The following is a 16329-nucleotide window of genomic DNA, read 5'->3' on the forward strand; positions in this document are numbered from 1 at the left end:
TGCTGACAAACATATCACCCCGCATCGTCACGACCCGTCACGCGTGACACGCTCCCGAATGTGGACTTCAAGAGCTTCCCTTACCCGTTCAAAGTCGTCTTCGTCCCATTCCTTGAGATAGCCGTTTTCGACTAGGTAGTCCCGGATCGCTTCATCTGGAAGCACAAGCGGGAATAGTCCGTCGCCACGGCGCTGACGTGCGCGGCGATCACGCTGACGCTCTGCTGCCGTCCTGACACGTCTGTTGCGGTTCCTCCTGGTCAATTCGACCTCGCACGGATTAATCGCGCCTCGGTAGCTGCCTGCCCAGCTTCCAATGCAGTCAGATTGAACAGCTTCATAAGCTCCGGGATAACCGGCCTCGGCTTATGGTGCTCTGGAATGGTCGCCAGCCAACGGGCCGCTTCGAGTACGCGGGGATTTTGATTGGTCATGGTTTCACCCCTCTGATGGCTTCTCGCAACAGGGACCGGACAACTTTCCAGATACCGTTGGACTGGATTAGCAAAAGCCGATCTTCTGCGCGGTAGATTTCAAGTCGCCAGATGGTCATGCTGCACCTCCATTATTCTGTAGGGCGACAAGCAAAGCTCCCTCCCACGGTGCTGTAGGATCGGTCCTGAAGGCATCGCGCATCATGTCGGTGAGGTTACTCGGCAAGGGAACCGTAGATGCGTATTCGCGCCCCAGTTGCTCCAGCTTGCGGATTTCATCATGAATATGCTGCACGGCAATAATCTGCCGTGCGCGCTGTTCGATGGTCTCCGGCGATGGGATGATCTTCTGAACACCGTGCGCCTGCAATCCACGCTCGATCCATTCGATGAACTGATCGGACGGCATTGCATTCAGTTCAACGCGCCTGCCTGACGTGATGAACTTCAATTCAGATGCGGTTGCGCCATAGGATTTCAGCCCTTCAATGATCCGGTCATGGTCGCCTTTGATTTCCTGCCGTTCGTCCTGAAGGCTCATTTCAACGGCTTGCTCAAGGGTCAGGCCTAATCTGCGGATGTCAGGCTGATGCTTGAACTGGTAACGGTTGCTATCGGCTCCCAGAGTGCCGAAAATCCGAATACCGGCCATATCGAGATCGTGCGCCACCAGAATTTTGATACCGGAAGCCGAAAGGTGATCAACCAGAGCACGGGCCGCGATAACGGACATGCCCTTGGTGGACATCACAGCAAGGTCGTAACGCTCCGCAATTCGGGATGCCCTCAATAGCGGCTCGAAGCCTTCCTTCTCGATAAACAGAACCGTGCCGTATCTGTCACCGGGTCCGGCAGTCGGGTGAAGCCCTGACACATTTGCAGATACAAGCGACCCGATGTCATGGCGAGGACGAAGGCGCATGTACTCACGAACGCGCAACGTACCCAATGGCAAGCTGTGCTCCGTGTGTGGCTCGACCAGATGGCCACGCGCATCGTAAACGACATCCCACTCAGCGGTCAGTTCTGGATTTTCCTCCATGAAGGACGGCAGCAGCGTTTGCGTGAAATACGCATCGGCTAGCTTGTCCTGTCCGGTCACTTCCAGAATATACGGGCGGGCCGCATACATAATCTGACGAGCATTGGCGGGCAGCGTTCCCGATGCGCTGGCCTTGCGATACGCGACATCCATAATTTCGTAGGCTGCATCCTTGATGGATATGCCTCGCCGCTTCGGTCTGTGAGCGCGTCGAAGAGCCTGACCGACTGCAGATTTCAATCCCTCCTTGAATGGCGACAGATCGGGCGTCTTGCCGTCACTGATTAGCGCAACGGCTGGCGTCGTGACTGCAATGATGATGCCGTAATCGCCTTTGGGAACCGTGCCGATGTGTTCCCACTGCAAGCCGCATCCGCTGATAAATGCGTCACCGCCAACTTGCACAGACATGTCTGCCACGGCTGGCGTCCGGTTCACTATCAATGCGATCCTAGTGTTACCCGTTTGAGACGTAGCCCATACCTGGATAACCGCCGGGACAAACGCCCCTGCAACGTTGGCTTGGATGCTTTCGACCTTGTAGGAGCCAGAGAATGCGGTTTCTGAAATCGGCACCAGTACCGGAGCCTTCGGAGCAAGCGCCTTCAACTTTTCCAGCGTCAGAGACTGGATGTCACGCGGCTGGCCGGTGGATTGACCTTGCACAATCTGGCCGCTGTCAGCGTGACCAATGTCACGGTCATGCTCGGCAAATTCATCTTGCTCAATAAGACCATCCTCGGCGTGACATAGGTCCACCCCGAATAGGTCAGCAAGGTCTTGAGCTGATCCGCGAGCCGCGCCAACAAGTTCAGCAAATGACGCCTCGGAATACCAATCTGGATGTGTCAGCATTGGCTTGGCTGAATTGCCCGCAAGCCGAATAGCCGTGTCGCCCCATGCAGTCGCATATTCGTCACGCGGCAGTGCTGCGCCAAACCGGATCGTGATCCGTGTGCCTTGCGTGACTTCGCTGTCCGTGCGGTCGATGACGACGGTTTCACCTGACTGGAGATCAAATGAAAGATCCTGCTTCACGCCACGGCTTTCAACCGTCAGCCCGCCACCGCTTGCGAAGGCGGCACCGGCAACGACACGATTACCGTTTCCCACCATGCCACGTGTAGGACGCCGAATGAGCTTCGTGGACATCATAGGACGCGTGACGGAAAACATCGTTGGCACTTTCGCCGGGTCGATCCCGTCGCCGTTATCCTGAATAACGAAGGTGTCAGCGTCCACCGTTGTCAGAATAGCCGTAGGCGAGGCATCGAGCGCGTTGTCTACGATCTCCTTGATAGCCATGCGGCGAAGCAGATGCTTCGGTGCGCCTGCTTTCTGGCTCAGGCGATCCGGGTGCAAGAATAGGCTGGCGTCCGTTCTGATGAACTCCAGTTGCTTCACCTGCTTTTCACGGGCGCGCTGACGGCGCTTGCGTTCGCGAGCCAATTCTTTCGGGTCGCTCATGCTGCACCTCCAATGATCTTGCTGGCGATCCATTCGGATTTCTTCTCCGCCGGATTAATCGGATCGCCTGTTATACGGTCCAAGGCGCGCCATGCGTCCGAGTTCGTTTCGAAAGGGCCTGCGACGACAGAAGCGCCGTTCATGACACAGTAACCGCCGTCTGGATGCTTACTCACAATCATGCGCGTTTCCTTTCTCCTGTCTGATAAATCGTGGTCCGAAAATCCATGATTGTTGCTTGCTGCGGCTGGATAGGAATATTCCGCTCTTCCCACATTCTTTTGGCGAGGTGCGGTATCCAGTTGATGACTTGTGCGGTTCGGCGCGTGGAAGCCCATTCAAATAGGTCAAGCTGCTTCATGCTGCATGCCTTTCCGCGAAGGCCCGTTGCTGAGTGATGATCTCCGGCGTTAGCTCACCGGCCAGAAGCATTCGCCTCAAATACGATGTGACCGCAGGAGATATTGAGACGCCGGAGCAAATTTCCGTCATCATGTGTTCAAGTTCTTCCTGCGAGGCCGGAACAGGTAAAGGCTGACACTGATTGTCCTCCTCTCCATAGGCAGAAAGGAATTCCTTTTCTTCTATGCTAGCCTTTCCACGGTAGTGCTCTACGATATTGGGGTCATTCGTTGACCCCCTGTGGGGACAATTAATAACCCCCTCGTCATTTTCCGTGGGGTCATTCGTTGACCCCCTGTGAAGCTTGAGGGCCTTCTTCCTCCGATATTCCTCGCGAGCCGCTGCCGCATCTTCCTTGAGCTTTTCAGCTTTCGCTTGCATGTGCATTTTCACACGTTCGACGTGGGGGTTACAGACCTGATAGAGTTCGCAGCCGCTTGCTGTCGTACCTTTCCTGACCAGATACCCCTGCTCTTCGAGAAGCTTTCGCGCCTTTCTCGCTGATAGCTTCGTCTTGATATTGGTCTTCGCCATGATTGTAATGCTTGAGGCATAGACCAACGTCGGCTTTAGCGATCTCTCATCCACCGAAAGAAACGAGATGAGAACCCCGATGACGGCTTCGCATGGCGCTGCACTCAACCGGGGGTCACCGCGAACAGTCTCCAGAAGTTCGAATTTGAAGGTGGCAATGCTGGACTTTGCCTTGGCCTTCGCCGTGGCATAGTCGAGCACTTCACCATCATCGGTGACGAACTCACTCATGCCGCATCCTTCTGATCGCGCAGGGAGATACGATCATCGATCCACGCTTGAACCTCATCGGATACGAAGGCTTTCCGAATACCGTCATCGCTCAGCGAGATCGGCTTAGGGAATGCACCTTCCTTCACCTTCTTCCACAACGTGGAGCGGGAGAAAGAAGTAATAGAACACACTTCACGAATGCTGATTAACGACTTGATGCTATTTACAGATTTGCTCATGACTTCACCGTTCCGGCAATCGATTAACTGCCTTCCAATATATCGTAAAAGGGGCATGATCCCTACAGTGCAACCCGTTCTAGGGCGCGCTATCCACACTAAACCCGTGCTATTTTGTTCACTGTTGGTTCGTTTAGTGTTCCAGACAAGCTATCCGCCCACTTTTCCAGAGCTTCCCGCTTCTCCGGCTCATACGTTGCGCGGTTGTAAACGCCTGCGACACCAGACCTGAAACCGCTGATATGGTTTAGACAGGCTTCCACAATGTGCGGCATTACGCCGAGATTAGACATTCCCGTCGCAACCGTGCGGCGTATGTCGTGAGGCGTCCATCGTTCGCCGGAAACTTGAAGCTTCAGCCTAACCGCCTGCGCGATGGCATTGCTCTCAATTGGATTATCTACGCGGCTGAATAGGGCAGGGTCTTCCTCGTCCTTGTCGGCGGCGGCTACCGCTTTGGAAAGGATCGCCAGCGCCTGCTCGGGTAGAGGGACAACGTGCGTGTTTCCGTTCTTCGTGCGGCTGCCTGGGATCGTCCATTTCTTCCCGTCAAGGTCAACTTCGCTGCGTTTGATGCCGCATACCTCGCCGGAGCGTTGCCCGGTTAGGAACAGTAGCTGAATGATGCTCACCGTATGCTGGCTTAGAGCGGCGTCAGGAAGCGCCTTTAGGATTGCCTTGACCTCCTCACCGGAAATCACTCGGTCGCGCCTGACGGGCTTCGCTCGCGGTTTGATGCCAGATGCAGGCGAGGCTTCGAGATAGTCACCATCCACTGCCCAATTGAACATCTTGCGGATGACCGCCAGTAAGTTGTTCGATTGCGCCCCTTTGCCCGCCTCGGCCTTGGCTTCAACGATGTCCAGAATATCGCGCTTCTTAACCGCCTCGGCTTTCATGCGCCCGATTTCAGGATAGACATCGGCCTTGAGAAGTTGCTCATCCTGCTTCCAAGTCTTCTTATTCCGCTGGGCATACTTCTCGATATAAAGCGCGCCTAACTCCTCGACCGTCATAGCGCCCCGCCTAGCGCGTTTCTGCTCGGCTGGGTCTTCACCATCAGAAATACCACTCATGGCCTTCAGCGCCTTCGCACGAGCGCTTTCCAAGTCCATCGCAGGATACCTGCCCAGCTTCACGCGCTGTTTCGCGCCATCGCTTTCGCGGGTGTAAAAAAGGTTCCAAGTCTTCGTGGGTGTGGGGGGCGTCAACTTCTTGTTGGAAGGCTTCTGCTTAGGAGCGGGCGAAACCCGCAACGAAAGCCCATGCACGAGCGTGTCATGGTAATCGGTCCGCACATCGACCGAGACATTGTCAATGAAGCGAGTAGTCAGACGCACCTTAGCCATATTGAACCTACTGATGAAAATCTTCTGATTTCCATTTGGGTACCGTATGGGTACGGAAATGTCAAAACTCGCTGATACGCCGCTGGACACTATAGAACAGAAATCCCCATGTTTTGCAGGGACTTCCGATGTTTCATAGCGTTCATGATGTTCTAAATTGTATGAGCGGAAGCCACTTTTAATCAGTAGGTCCAGGGTTCGAATCCCTGCGCGCTCACCACTTTCTCTTCAAATTGGTTCATTTCACCTTTGTCGCAGTGACTTTGCATTGCAAGAATGCCATGAGCGATCATGACCTTGCGTAGAAGAATTGTTGGCGATCGGTCGGATACCGCCCTTTGGGTTGTATCGCTGACGCTTGTTATTCTTCTGCAAGGGCTGGTAACGGCATACGCGCAGGCTTCCATGGCGGCGTGGAGCGCTGGTCCCTCGTCCGTGATCTGTTCAGTCCACACGACGCAGGCAGATGCGAACGCTCCCCTGAAAGATCTCGCCAGACATTGCTGCTCGACCCTATGTCAGGCCGCGTGTGCCATTGGGACAGGATTGCCAGAACAGCCTGTCACCGTGTCTTTCGATTCGATTGTTGCGAAAGACACGGTCGCTTTTCCTCTCGCGGTTCGCGCACCTCCTGGTCAGTTTGTTACGGCTGCTCAAGCCAGAGGGCCTCCCGCTTTGCACGATCTTTGAAAACGACGCCGCCGCCCCGCGACGGCAATTTCATATCGTTTGGAGATATCGATGCAAAATCATGATTTTATCGCGGCAGCCAATGCTGGCTGCCCACGCACTGTGCTGTGCTTCGACTGCTTTTCAAGGAGGGTTCCATGACGGATACGCTTCTTGAAGGAAAAGCTGGGGTACAGGCACGGCCGAATACCACTAGTTCTGCGAACTCCGGCTTCCAGGCCTTCATCACACGGCTTCATTTCTATGTCGGCCTGTTTGTTGGTCCTTTTATCTTGATTGCAGCTGTGACGGGCACGCTTTATGTGCTGACGCCTCAGCTTGAAAACTACATCTACCGCGACCAGTTGCGTACCGCATCACTTGGAACCTTGCAGCCATTGGCGGACCAGGTGAAGGCGGCCGAAGCCTTTATAGGCGAGGGCCCAAAACTTTTTGCCGTGAGGCCTTCAATTGCGCCCGGCTGGAATACACGGGTCATGTTCACCCAGCCTGGATTGGGAGAATCTGAAAGCCGGGCAATCTTCATCGATCCCGTCACGCTGGCAGTAAAGGGCGACCTCGTTGTCTATGGCACAAGTGGGACCTTGCCGTTTCGCGCGGCGATCGACTACCTACACCGCAATCTGATGCTTGGGGATTTTGGGCGTTACTACAGTGAACTCGCAGCATCCTGGCTGTGGATCGCGGCTCTAGGCGGCACTCTGCTTTGGTGGTGGAATCGGAAGATCCGGCGAAAACAAAAACAAACGAAAAATCTCCACCTGAAGACCCGTCGCTTTCACAGTCAGGTCGGTATCTGGATAGCTGTCGGTCTTTTGTTCCTTTCGGCAACCGGCATGACCTGGTCGCAATTGGCGGGGGAAAGGATTGATCAGTTCAGAGCGGCGGTTGGCTGGATTACGCCTTCAGTTTCGACAGTTCTGAATAAGGCGACAGAATCTAGCCAAGAGCGTGCGCATCAGGACCATGGCGGCATGCCGATGCCGTCCGGAACAGGGGATGTGCAGGATCATGTCGGACAGCTGGATAGTGTTTATCTGGCTGCACAACAGGCAGGCCTCGATTCCCCGATGCTTGAAATCCGACTGCCCCGTTCATCGGATCAAGGCTGGCTGGTGCGTGAATATGACCGTTCCTGGCCGACACAAGTGGATACGATTGCTCTCGATCCCCAAAATATGGAGGTTATCAGCCGTGCTGACTTCGAGAGTTTTCCGCTTATCGCAAAATTGATCCGCTGGGGTATCGATCTCCATATGGGTGTCCTGTTCGGGGTCACTAATCAGATCGTGATGGCTGCGCTCGGCCTCTCGCTGATTGTGATGATTGTCTATGGCTATCGCATCTGGTGGCAGCGTCGCCCGCCTGAAGGATCAATGCCCAGAACGTTGATCGCAAGCTGGAGACGTCTCACTGCCGCGCAACAGATTGGGATCGCAATCGCTGCTGTATTTGTAGGTTGGACGCTGCCATTGGTCGGTATTAGTCTGATTGCATTCTTGCTGGTTGATTCCGTGCGCTGGTGGTTTGGTGGTCAAAAACCTGTCGTGCGCTAAATCAAAAGCTGGCGTCCGTCTTCCGGGCGCCAGCTCTGGCTTAATTATCAACTGGCCGGTCGTGGCGGCAGTCCGGCACGGACGCGCATCTTTTCCAGAAGACTGGCGGCAATTGGCTCATAATTTTCATCGAAATGATGACCGCCGGCCAGTTTCATGACTTCCATCCCTTTGAGCTCGGCAGCTGTGCAGGCGGTATCGTCTTCTTCTTCGCCATAGACGCAAACAACCCGATCAAGCGGGATTGTCGAGATAGCAGGAACGACATCCTTGTCGCCATCCATTCCGAGCCAGCCTTCAATCGAAACCTGGAAGGTCGTCGTCGTCTCGACACCGAGAAGCCCGATCATTTTCGTCCGGTCCTGTATGGAAGGGTCGAGATATTTCCAGGCAAAGGGGAATGTATCGGCGCCGAATGAGTAGCCCAGAACTGCAACCGGCAATTTGTTCGTCGGGTCGGCCTTCTTGATCATGGCCGTCGTGTCATTGGCTATTTCTTCCGGCGTTCGTTCCGACCAGAAATAGCGAAGCGAATCCACACCGATCACGTGAACGCCATGAGCCTGCAGCCATTCACCAATGGATTTGTCGAGATCTCGCCAGCCACCATCACCCGAATAAAAGACGGCAACCATATCGGCTTTGCCGCCTTTGGCGGGAAGATCGACGATAGGCAGGGCTTCGTTTTTGGCGTCCTGATCCGCCATGGCGACGACATTGTCGACAGCCATTTTCAGGCGAGCAGGAAATTCCGGAGCGGATTGAAGCACGGCGACATTTTCGTGGCGGGCTGTAACCGGATTGTTGACCGGCGATCCGCTGGGACCGACCACAAGGGCAGGGGCGGGAATTGCCGCGTTGAAGCCATAGGTGAAGCCGCCATCGGGTGCCTTGGTCGCGTCGGCTTTCTCGGTGCAGGAAGGCAGACGGGTCTTGGCCGGGACCGGATCAAGCGATACCGCACCTGCAATCGTCGCATCCGGAGAATCCGAGGCTGCGGCATATGCGATGGTAGCGCCTTGTCCAACGCCTGTCAGAACGGGATGAAAATAGACGCCCAAATCAAGTCCACGCAGAGCCTCCTTGGCGATGGCTTCGAAATCCGAGTCCAGATAGTTGCAATCGCCATCTTCCTTATCGAGGGCGGCGCGCCACGGGCCGAGTTCGACCGGCAGAACGATCATGTTCCGGGCAAGCATGGCGTCCATGAAGCTCTTCTCCCGGTCGCTCATACCTCCTTCGTCACTCAGTAAAATCGCAAGGCCGACGGGATCGTTCTTCGGCATGTAGACCGGAATATTGGACAGTCTTTCAGCACTGGCGTGGATGACCGGTTCATCGGAATCGGTGATTCTCGTCCAGAGTCGGGCGATCTTGCCTGTATGCATTGCGCCATACGCGCCAACCGCAGCCACCAACGCCAGTCCAAGAAAAATGAAGAGAACGCGTCTTTTCGTCATTTGCGGATGAACTCCAGAGGACTGCCATTGATGAGGGTTGTGGCATCGAGAAGCGCGCGCGGCGTTTCCAGGCCACCCGGGCAAACCATGTAATGCGGGGTCCAGACTGGATCGAACTTTTCCTTGAAGGCTTTCAGTCCGTCAAAATGATAGAGATCGGCTCCACGCTTGTAGATGAAGGAGCCGAAACGGTTCCAGCGGGATGCCAGCCTGCTACCGCTCAGGCCGGAAAGCGGGGCGGCACCTAGATTGAACCACTTGTAACCTTCTTCCTTGCTGGCCATCAGCAGTTTTGCAAACAGCGCGTCCATCAGAAGCTTGTGTACATTGGGCATGTAGCGCATGAGGTCGACGGTGATTTCATACTTGTCCGCACCACGCCACATATTGGCGAAAGCCACGATTTCTCCGTCACTTTTCAGCACTGCGACGTCGAAGCGTTTCATGTATTCGTCATCGAAGTACCCCAGCGAGAAGCCTTTCTCGCTGCCCGACTTGAAATCGAGCCACGCATCGGAAATCTCGCGCAGGCGTGGAATGAGTGGCGGTACGTCAGCCGCCGGAATGATTTCAAACGTCAGGCCGTCCTTGTCGATCTTGCGGTCGGCATATCGGAATGGCTGGCGACGCGGACCATCGAGCGAGAAATTGGTGAGATCAACACGGGCGACTTCGCCGAGCTTCAGGGCAATCAGTCCCATATCCAGAAACAGGGGCAGGCTTTGCGGGCCAACACCGTAGAATACGGTTCGCAGGGCAAGTTCGTCGGCCAGTGCGTGAAATGACCATGCAAGCTCCTTAGCCGTCTGTTCCTGGCCTATGGGTTCTCCAAGCGCAATCAGGCTGCCCCCTGATTGCGCATACATGATGAAGGCGCTCTTGTCTGGCGCGAGGAGGAATTGCTTGTCACCAAGCATTGCCAAAGCGGCATCCGTATGTGGCCATTGGGCAACGAGATCCGGCACGGCATCAGGTATGGAATAATCCACCTTGCGTTTGCGGTGACCAGCCCGGTTGATAATCGAGTAAAGGCCTACTGCAGCGACCACTACGAAGACAAGGACAGTCGCACGCAAGAATCGGGGCGCATTGCCGTTCCATGCGAAATCCCACCAGAGGTCATTGGAATATTCCACGTGACGATAGACGAAGAAGCCGAGCCATGTTGAGACAAGCACCGTCGTGCCGACGGTCGCGATCCAGTTCCAGCTTAAATCGAACGGTCCGGAAATCGGGCGGCGATAGAACGAATCCCGGAAGCCCCAAAGTGTGAATGCAGAAATGCAAAGGATGGTCGCTTCTTCCCAGTCAAGGCCTTTGGCGAGGGAAAAGACAGCGCCGCTGAGGAGGAGAATTAGTGCTGCTACCCACGCACGTGCAAGCCGCTTAGACAGACCGCGCGCAACGATCAGCAGCGCGACTCCGACGAGGCTGGCGGCAAGATGCGACATTTCCATGAAAGATTCAGGAACAATGTCGGAGAGCAATTTTACGCGGTAGCGGAGGTCTGGTGTCGCACCGGACACCAGAAGAATGATGCCGCCGAGAAAGATGATGCTGGCAGAAAGGCTCGGGATGAGTGGCTCGACCAGACGTTTGGCGAAGCGCGCCTGCTTGCCGAGCATATGACGTCGCCGCATGATCTCCCATATGAGAATGCCTGCGGTCGCTACAACGAGCGGCATAACCGTATAGATAAGACGGTAGGCGAGAAGCCCCGCAATTGCATCCGGTTTCCCGCCTAGGCCGAGTCCAGCAATGATTGTCGCTTCAAATGCGCCTAGACCGCCCGGAGCATGACTGGCAATGCCCAGCACGATGGCGATGACATAGACTAGCGCGAAAACCGCAAAGCTTGGCACTGCGTCGGCAGGCATGAGTACATAGAGTGTAGCGGCAGCTGCGCCTACATCCACAAGCCCGGCAAAGATCTGGGTCAGAGCGCCTTTTGAGTTCGGCAGGCGCAGACTGAACGAACCCACCGTAAAACTACGCTGTCCATGCGACAGCCAGTAGATCAGCCAGCCGATGCCACCCAGAATGGCGATACCGGCGACGATATCGATTCGGGAATCGATGGCGGAAAGCCAGGGAACATCCTGCGGGTCGATAAGAAGCGCTGCACCGACCATGATGATCAGTGCGAACCAGATCGCGAACCATGATGTCCCGACAATCTTGCCGATATCGGCAAGGCTAACACCCTCCGCAGCATAGATGCGATAACGCAATGCGCCGCCGGTCAGCAGGGAAAACCCAAGCGCGTTGGAGATTGCGTAGCCGGCAGCACCTGCGACGGCAGCGATGCGGCGCGGTATCTGGTTGGGCGCAATCGTATCGACAGCCACCACATCGTAGAGTGCGACGGCTGCGTAGCTCAGAACTGTGAAGAACACAGCTAAACCAAGTGTCATCCACGAAATGTTGTGGAAGGCAGCGAGTGTTTCCGTGCGAGACGTATTCTGGAGCAGATTCTCCAGCACATAGATCGCCAGCAGCGCAATGGCGATGCCCGCTATTGGAAACAGAAAATGTTGGTATCGCTTGAGCCAGCCAGAATGTCTTGTCGACGTTGCAGGTGGTGTTGAAGGCACTTCATCATCAATAAGGCTCATAGGAACGTCGTCCGGTTGGAGCAATATATTATAAATCGCGCAATGATCTCGATTTAGGGCGAACTTGTGTTCGAGCGAGATGCCGCATTGAAAATTTTCTAAGTAGAGCAGAATCTAGTCTATATAAGCCTGTGGTTTGGCCAGACCGCAAGCGATTTGATGAACTGAAAGAGGTATTGGTGCTCGATATTTCATATATGACCGCAGCCGGAGCCGGTGCACTGTCGTTCCTGTCGCCCTGTGTTCTCCCGCTCGTGCCGCCTTATCTGTGTTATATGGCGGGCGTGAGCGTAGAAGATTTTCGCGCAGATAAGGCGACAGCCGTTGCCGCCGCGCCTTCGGCGCGCCGTTCGTTGGCATTTGCGGCAATTTGCTTTGTTCTCGGTTTCACAACTGTTTTTGTGGCGCTCGGCGCTGGAGCTTCGTCCATCGGCGCCTTCCTGCGCGCATGGCAGCAGGAGATCGCAATCGTTGCGGGCGTCGTCATCATATTGATGGGACTGAACTTTCTTGGCATCTTGCGTTTCTCGTTCCTGTCCCGCGAAGCTCGTTTTCAGGCACGCAACGCTCCGGCATCGCCGCTTGGAGCCTATGTCATGGGACTGGCATTCGCCTTCGGCTGGACGCCGTGCATCGGGCCTGTTCTTGGGCCGATTCTGACGCTTGCAGGCGGCAGCAGCACGGTTGGTGAGGGCGCGTTATTGCTGGCAACCTATTCGCTTGGCCTTGGCATTCCGTTTTTGATTGCCGCCCTTTTTTCCGGCGCATTCATGCGGTTTCTTTCACGTTTCCGCGTGCATCTCGGCAAGGTGGAGAAAGCAATGGGCGCGCTTCTGGTCGCTGCAGGTGTCCTGTTCCTGACCGGAGGCATGCAATCCTTCTCGTTCTGGCTGCTTGAGAATTTCCCCGCGCTCGGGCGGTTGGGTTAAAGGTTTGGCAGCAGCCCGTAAGTTTTCATAGACGCTTTGATGTTAAGAGCGAAAATCATCTCAATTTTCTGGACGATACCATGACAGACCGTACCTGCCTTTCCATCGTACTTGCTGCTGGCGAAGGCACACGCATGAAATCCAACTTGCCCAAAGTACTGCATCAGGTGGCAGGCTTGCCGCTGGTCTCTCACGTGGTCACGGCGGTTCAGGGCACCGGAAAGAGCGACATTGCGCTGGTGGTGGGGCGTGGCGCCGACGATGTGCGGGCGGCAGTGGAAAAGAACGCAGGCCCGGTGTCGGCTTTCGAGCAGAAGGAACGCCTGGGCACGGCGCATGCGGTTCTCGCTGCCCGCGAAGCAATCGAACGCGGCTATGACGATCTGCTCATCGTTTTCGGTGACACGCCGTTGATCGAGGCGCAATCTCTGCAGAAAGCTCGCGAACGACTGGCCGAGGGTGCAGACGTTGTCGTTATCGGTTTTCGCCCAGACAATCCACATGGCTACGGGCGCCTCATCGAGAAAGGCGACAAACTTGTCGCCATCATTGAGGAAAAGGAAGCAACCGAAGAGCAGAAGCAGATCGGATTCTGCAACGGCGGGCTGATGGCGGTTCGCGGTCAACACGCCCTGGCGCTTCTGGATGCGGTGGGCAATGACAACGCCAAGGGCGAATATTACCTGACCGATATCGTCGCCATCGCCCATAGCAAGGGCATGAACGTGACGGCCATCGAAGTGCCGGTCGATAATGTCATCGGCATCAACAATCGTGTTGAACTGGCCGAAGCCGAAGCCATCTGGCAGCAGCGCAAACGTCGCGAGATGATGCTTGCAGGTGTAACGCTTATTGCACCTGAAACTGTTTTCTTTTCGCATGATACGCTGATCGAAGCCGACGTCATTGTTGAACCGAACGTGTTTTTTGGTCCTCGCGTGCATGTCGCGACGGGAGCTCTGATCCATTCCTTCTCGCATATGGAAGGTGCTGACGTTGGGCCGAAGGCCGAAATCGGGCCGTTTGCGCGGCTGCGCCCGGGTGCAAATCTCGGTGAGAAAACCAAGGTTGGCAATTTTTGCGAAGTGAAAAATGCCACCTTGCACAAAGGCGCGAAGATCAATCACCTAACCTATATCGGCGATGCGACTGTGGGAGCCTCCAGCAATATCGGCGCTGGCACGATCACCTGCAATTACGACGGCTACAACAAATACAAGACGGTGATCGGCGAAAACGCATTTATCGGTTCGAACAGCTCACTGGTCGCGCCGGTGGAAATCGGCGACAATGCTTATATCGCCTCAGGCAGCACGATTACCGACAATGTCCCTGCCGATGCGCTGGCTTTCGGTCGTGCCCGGCAGGAAACAAAAGAGGGGCGGGCGAAGATCCTGCGAGAGAAGTACGCTGCCATCAAAGCGGCTAAAACCGCGACCAAATAAGTCGTCCAATTGTTTAAGCGAACGGCAATCCGCTGGGTTGCCGTTCTGCGTTAGAATCTTTAAACCGCGAAGTAACACGCCTGAACGTCGGATTTGGAGCAGCCTATGTGTGGAATTATCGGCATCATCGGAAATAACGAAGTCGCTCCGCTTCTTGTGGATGCACTGAAGCGGCTTGAATATCGCGGCTACGACTCTGCCGGTATTGCCACACTACAGAACGGCAGGCTCGACCGGCGCCGTGCCGAAGGCAAGCTGGTCAATCTGGAAAAGCGCCTGGCCGGAGAGCCGCTTCCCGGCGTTATTGGTATCGGCCATACCCGTTGGGCTACGCACGGCAAGCCAGTGGAGCGCAACGCCCATCCACACATTACCGAGCGCCTCGCGGTCGTCCATAACGGGATCATCGAGAACTTCGCCGAGCTTCGCACCATGCTTGAGGCCGAAGGCTACAAGTTCCAGACGGAAACCGATACCGAAGCTGTTGCCCATCTGGTCACCCGTGAACTGGCAAAAGGCAAGTCTCCGGTTGAAGCTGTGCGCGACAGCCTGCCGATGCTGCATGGTGCCTTCGCACTCGCTTTCCTGTTTGAGGGTGACGAAGAACTCTTGATCGGAGCGCGCCAGGGGCCGCCACTCGCCGTTGGTTACGGTGAGGGCGAAATGTTCCTCGGTTCCGACGCTATCGCACTTTCGCCTTTCACGGATACCATCGCCTATCTCGAAGATGGCGACTGGGCCGTCCTGACGCGTAAGGGTGTGACCGTTTACGACGAAAACAACAACGAAGTTGAGCGTCCGATTCAGAAGACTCAGACGGCGAATATGCTCGTCTCCAAGGGCAATCATCGTCACTTCATGCAGAAAGAGATGTTCGAGCAGCCGGAAGTCATTTCCCATACGCTCGCCAATTATCTCGACTTCACGACGGGCAAGGTTCGTCAGGAAGCCATTGATATCGATTTCAGCAAGATCGATCGCCTGACAATTTCTGCCTGCGGTACGGCCTACTACGCGGCTTCGGTTGGCAAATACTGGTTCGAGCAGATCGCGCGACTGCCGGTCGACAGCGATATCGCTTCCGAATTCCGCTATCGCGAAATGCCGTTGTCGAAAGATTCGCTGGCGATATTCGTGTCCCAGTCGGGTGAAACGGCCGATACGCTGGCGTCGCTACGCTACTGCAAGTCGCAAGGATTGAAGATCGCAGCTGTCGTGAATGTCACCGGCTCGACCATTGCGCGTGAATCTGATGCCGTTTTCCCGACGCTTGCGGGCCCAGAAATTGGCGTTGCTTCTACCAAGGCCTTTACCTGCCAGCTTTCGGCCATGGCATCGCTGGTAATTGCGGCTGCAAAATCGCGTGGCGCAATCGATGATAAGCGGGAACAGGAACTGGTACGCCAGCTTTCCGAAGCGCCGCGTTTCATCAACCAGGTTCTGAAGCTTGAAGACCAGATCGCTGCGGTCTGCCATGAACTGGCCAAGGTCAATCATGTGCTTTATCTCGGTCGTGGCACGTCTTTCCCGCTGGCGATGGAAGGCGCGCTGAAGCTCAAGGAAATTTCTTATATCCACGCTGAAGGCTATGCCGCCGGCGAGTTGAAGCACGGCCCGATTGCGCTGATCGATGAAACCATGCCGGTTATCGTCATCGCGCCGTCTGATCGGCTCTATGAGAAGACCGTTTCCAACATGCAGGAAGTTGCAGCACGTGGCGGTCGCATCATTCTCATCACCGACAAGAAGGGTGCCGAGGCAGCAAGCATCGACACGATGGCAACCATCATTCTGCCGGATGTGCCGGAATTCATCACGCCGCTCGTCTATGCGCTGCCGATCCAGATGCTGGCTTATCATACAGCCGTTCTGATGGGGACGGATGTCGATCAGCCACGCAATCTCGCAAAGTCGGTAACTGTCGAGTAAAATCAGCTTATTATAGCAAAATCTT

Annotated in this window: 15 protein-coding genes; 4 read left to right on the plus strand and 11 right to left on the minus strand. The window is 55.4% G+C overall.

The features are described 5' to 3' along the window. Positions 1–27: 27 nt before the first annotated feature. The 9 genes from CES86_RS27340 to CES86_RS25620 all read right to left on the minus strand — a co-directional run bounded on the left by CES86_RS27340 (position 28) and on the right by CES86_RS25620 (position 5680). On the minus strand, positions 28–264 hold the full coding sequence (locus tag CES86_RS27340) for a hypothetical protein (RefSeq protein WP_143851110.1): 237 nt from the start codon (positions 262–264) through the stop codon (positions 28–30). After that, a complete protein-coding gene (locus tag CES86_RS27650; RefSeq protein WP_167387157.1) occupies positions 261–434 on the minus strand; it encodes a hypothetical protein in 174 nt (57 codons plus the stop codon). The genes CES86_RS27340 and CES86_RS27650 overlap by 4 nt, the downstream gene beginning before the upstream one ends. Continuing rightward, positions 431–553, minus strand: a complete 123-nt coding sequence (locus CES86_RS28155) for a hypothetical protein (protein WP_268876094.1) — start codon at positions 551–553, stop codon at positions 431–433. The genes CES86_RS27650 and CES86_RS28155 overlap by 4 nt, the downstream gene beginning before the upstream one ends. Then, entirely contained in the window at positions 550–2943 is a 2394-nt protein-coding gene (locus CES86_RS25595; protein WP_167387158.1) for an ATP-binding protein, read from the minus strand. The genes CES86_RS28155 and CES86_RS25595 overlap by 4 nt, the downstream gene beginning before the upstream one ends. After that, positions 2940–3125 carry a hypothetical protein gene (locus CES86_RS25600; protein WP_094515742.1) on the minus strand — a complete coding sequence of 62 codons (186 nt, stop codon included), beginning with the start codon at positions 3123–3125 and terminating at the stop codon, positions 2940–2942. Before CES86_RS25600 ends, CES86_RS25595 begins: the two co-directional genes overlap by 4 nt. Then, positions 3122–3304, minus strand: coding sequence for a hypothetical protein (locus CES86_RS25605; RefSeq protein WP_094515743.1), 183 nt, complete (start codon positions 3302–3304; stop codon positions 3122–3124). The genes CES86_RS25600 and CES86_RS25605 overlap by 4 nt, the downstream gene beginning before the upstream one ends. Next, on the minus strand, positions 3301–4110 hold the full coding sequence (locus CES86_RS25610; protein ID WP_094515744.1) for a hypothetical protein: 810 nt from the start codon (positions 4108–4110) through the stop codon (positions 3301–3303). The genes CES86_RS25605 and CES86_RS25610 overlap by 4 nt, the downstream gene beginning before the upstream one ends. Further along, positions 4107–4331 carry a helix-turn-helix transcriptional regulator gene (locus CES86_RS25615; protein WP_167387159.1) on the minus strand — a complete coding sequence of 75 codons (225 nt, stop codon included), beginning with the start codon at positions 4329–4331 and terminating at the stop codon, positions 4107–4109. The genes CES86_RS25610 and CES86_RS25615 overlap by 4 nt, the downstream gene beginning before the upstream one ends. A 98-nt stretch (positions 4332–4429) precedes the next feature. Continuing rightward, positions 4430–5680 (minus strand): tyrosine-type recombinase/integrase, encoded by a 1251-nt coding sequence (locus tag CES86_RS25620; protein ID WP_094515746.1) that lies wholly within the window; start codon positions 5678–5680, stop codon positions 4430–4432. Between the two features lie 827 nt (positions 5681–6507). Between CES86_RS25620 and CES86_RS25630 the strand changes: the two genes are divergently transcribed. After that, the gene (locus tag CES86_RS25630) at positions 6508–7926 is read left to right on the plus strand and encodes a PepSY-associated TM helix domain-containing protein (RefSeq protein ID WP_094515748.1); all 1419 of its coding nucleotides are present in this window, start codon (positions 6508–6510) and stop codon (positions 7924–7926) included. Positions 7927–7973: 47 nt separating this feature from the next. Here CES86_RS25630 and CES86_RS25635 read toward each other — a convergent pair whose 3' ends face one another. Both CES86_RS25635 and mprF read right to left on the minus strand, forming a co-directional pair. Then, positions 7974–9386 carry a virulence factor family protein gene (locus tag CES86_RS25635; RefSeq protein WP_181834065.1) on the minus strand — a complete coding sequence of 471 codons (1413 nt, stop codon included), beginning with the start codon at positions 9384–9386 and terminating at the stop codon, positions 7974–7976. Next, positions 9383–12001: a bifunctional lysylphosphatidylglycerol flippase/synthetase MprF gene (mprF, locus tag CES86_RS25640; protein ID WP_192802330.1), complete on the minus strand. Its 2619-nt coding sequence runs from the start codon at positions 11999–12001 to the stop codon at positions 9383–9385. Before mprF ends, CES86_RS25635 begins: the two co-directional genes overlap by 4 nt. A gap of 179 nt (positions 12002–12180) precedes the next feature. Between mprF and CES86_RS25645 the strand changes: the two genes are divergently transcribed. The 3 genes from CES86_RS25645 (at position 12181) to glmS (ending at position 16304) form a co-directional block, all read left to right on the plus strand. Then, on the plus strand, positions 12181–12930 hold the full coding sequence (locus CES86_RS25645; protein ID WP_012093029.1) for a cytochrome c biogenesis CcdA family protein: 750 nt from the start codon (positions 12181–12183) through the stop codon (positions 12928–12930). Between the two features lie 80 nt (positions 12931–13010). Beyond that, on the plus strand, positions 13011–14375 hold the full coding sequence (glmU, locus tag CES86_RS25650) for a bifunctional UDP-N-acetylglucosamine diphosphorylase/glucosamine-1-phosphate N-acetyltransferase GlmU (protein ID WP_094515750.1): 1365 nt from the start codon (positions 13011–13013) through the stop codon (positions 14373–14375). Between the two features lie 105 nt (positions 14376–14480). Further along, complete coding sequence (glmS, locus tag CES86_RS25655) at positions 14481–16304, plus strand: glutamine--fructose-6-phosphate transaminase (isomerizing) (RefSeq protein ID WP_094515751.1); 1824 nt, start codon at positions 14481–14483, stop codon at positions 16302–16304. The last annotated feature ends 25 nt before the right edge of the window (positions 16305–16329 follow it).

This window comes from Brucella lupini (genome assembly GCF_002252535.1).
Lineage (GTDB): Bacteria > Pseudomonadota > Alphaproteobacteria > Rhizobiales > Rhizobiaceae > Brucella > Brucella anthropi.

What these genes read in the sequence shown, in the direction of transcription:
- CES86_RS27650 (WP_167387157.1), bottom strand. Translation starts at nt 434, where the DNA reads ATGACCAATCAAAATCCCCGCGTACTCGAAGCGGCCCGTTGGCTGGCG.
- CES86_RS28155 (WP_268876094.1), bottom strand. Translation starts at nt 553, where the DNA reads ATGACCATCTGGCGACTTGAAATCTACCGCGCAGAAGATCGGCTTTTG.
- CES86_RS25595 (WP_167387158.1), bottom strand. Translation starts at nt 2,943, where the DNA reads ATGAGCGACCCGAAAGAATTGGCTCGCGAACGCAAGCGCCGTCAGCGC.
- CES86_RS25600 (WP_094515742.1), bottom strand. Translation starts at nt 3,125, where the DNA reads ATGATTGTGAGTAAGCATCCAGACGGCGGTTACTGTGTCATGAACGGC.
- CES86_RS25605 (WP_094515743.1), bottom strand. Translation starts at nt 3,304, where the DNA reads ATGAAGCAGCTTGACCTATTTGAATGGGCTTCCACGCGCCGAACCGCA.
- CES86_RS25610 (WP_094515744.1), bottom strand. Translation starts at nt 4,110, where the DNA reads ATGAGTGAGTTCGTCACCGATGATGGTGAAGTGCTCGACTATGCCACG.
- CES86_RS25615 (WP_167387159.1), bottom strand. Translation starts at nt 4,331, where the DNA reads ATGAGCAAATCTGTAAATAGCATCAAGTCGTTAATCAGCATTCGTGAA.
- CES86_RS25620 (WP_094515746.1), bottom strand. Translation starts at nt 5,680, where the DNA reads ATGGCTAAGGTGCGTCTGACTACTCGCTTCATTGACAATGTCTCGGTC.
- CES86_RS25630 (WP_094515748.1), top strand. Translation starts at nt 6,508, where the DNA reads ATGACGGATACGCTTCTTGAAGGAAAAGCTGGGGTACAGGCACGGCCG.
- CES86_RS25635 (WP_181834065.1), bottom strand. Translation starts at nt 9,386, where the DNA reads ATGACGAAAAGACGCGTTCTCTTCATTTTTCTTGGACTGGCGTTGGTG.
- mprF (WP_192802330.1), bottom strand. Translation starts at nt 12,001, where the DNA reads ATGAGCCTTATTGATGATGAAGTGCCTTCAACACCACCTGCAACGTCG.
- glmU (WP_094515750.1), top strand. Translation starts at nt 13,011, where the DNA reads ATGACAGACCGTACCTGCCTTTCCATCGTACTTGCTGCTGGCGAAGGC.
- glmS (WP_094515751.1), top strand. Translation starts at nt 14,481, where the DNA reads ATGTGTGGAATTATCGGCATCATCGGAAATAACGAAGTCGCTCCGCTT.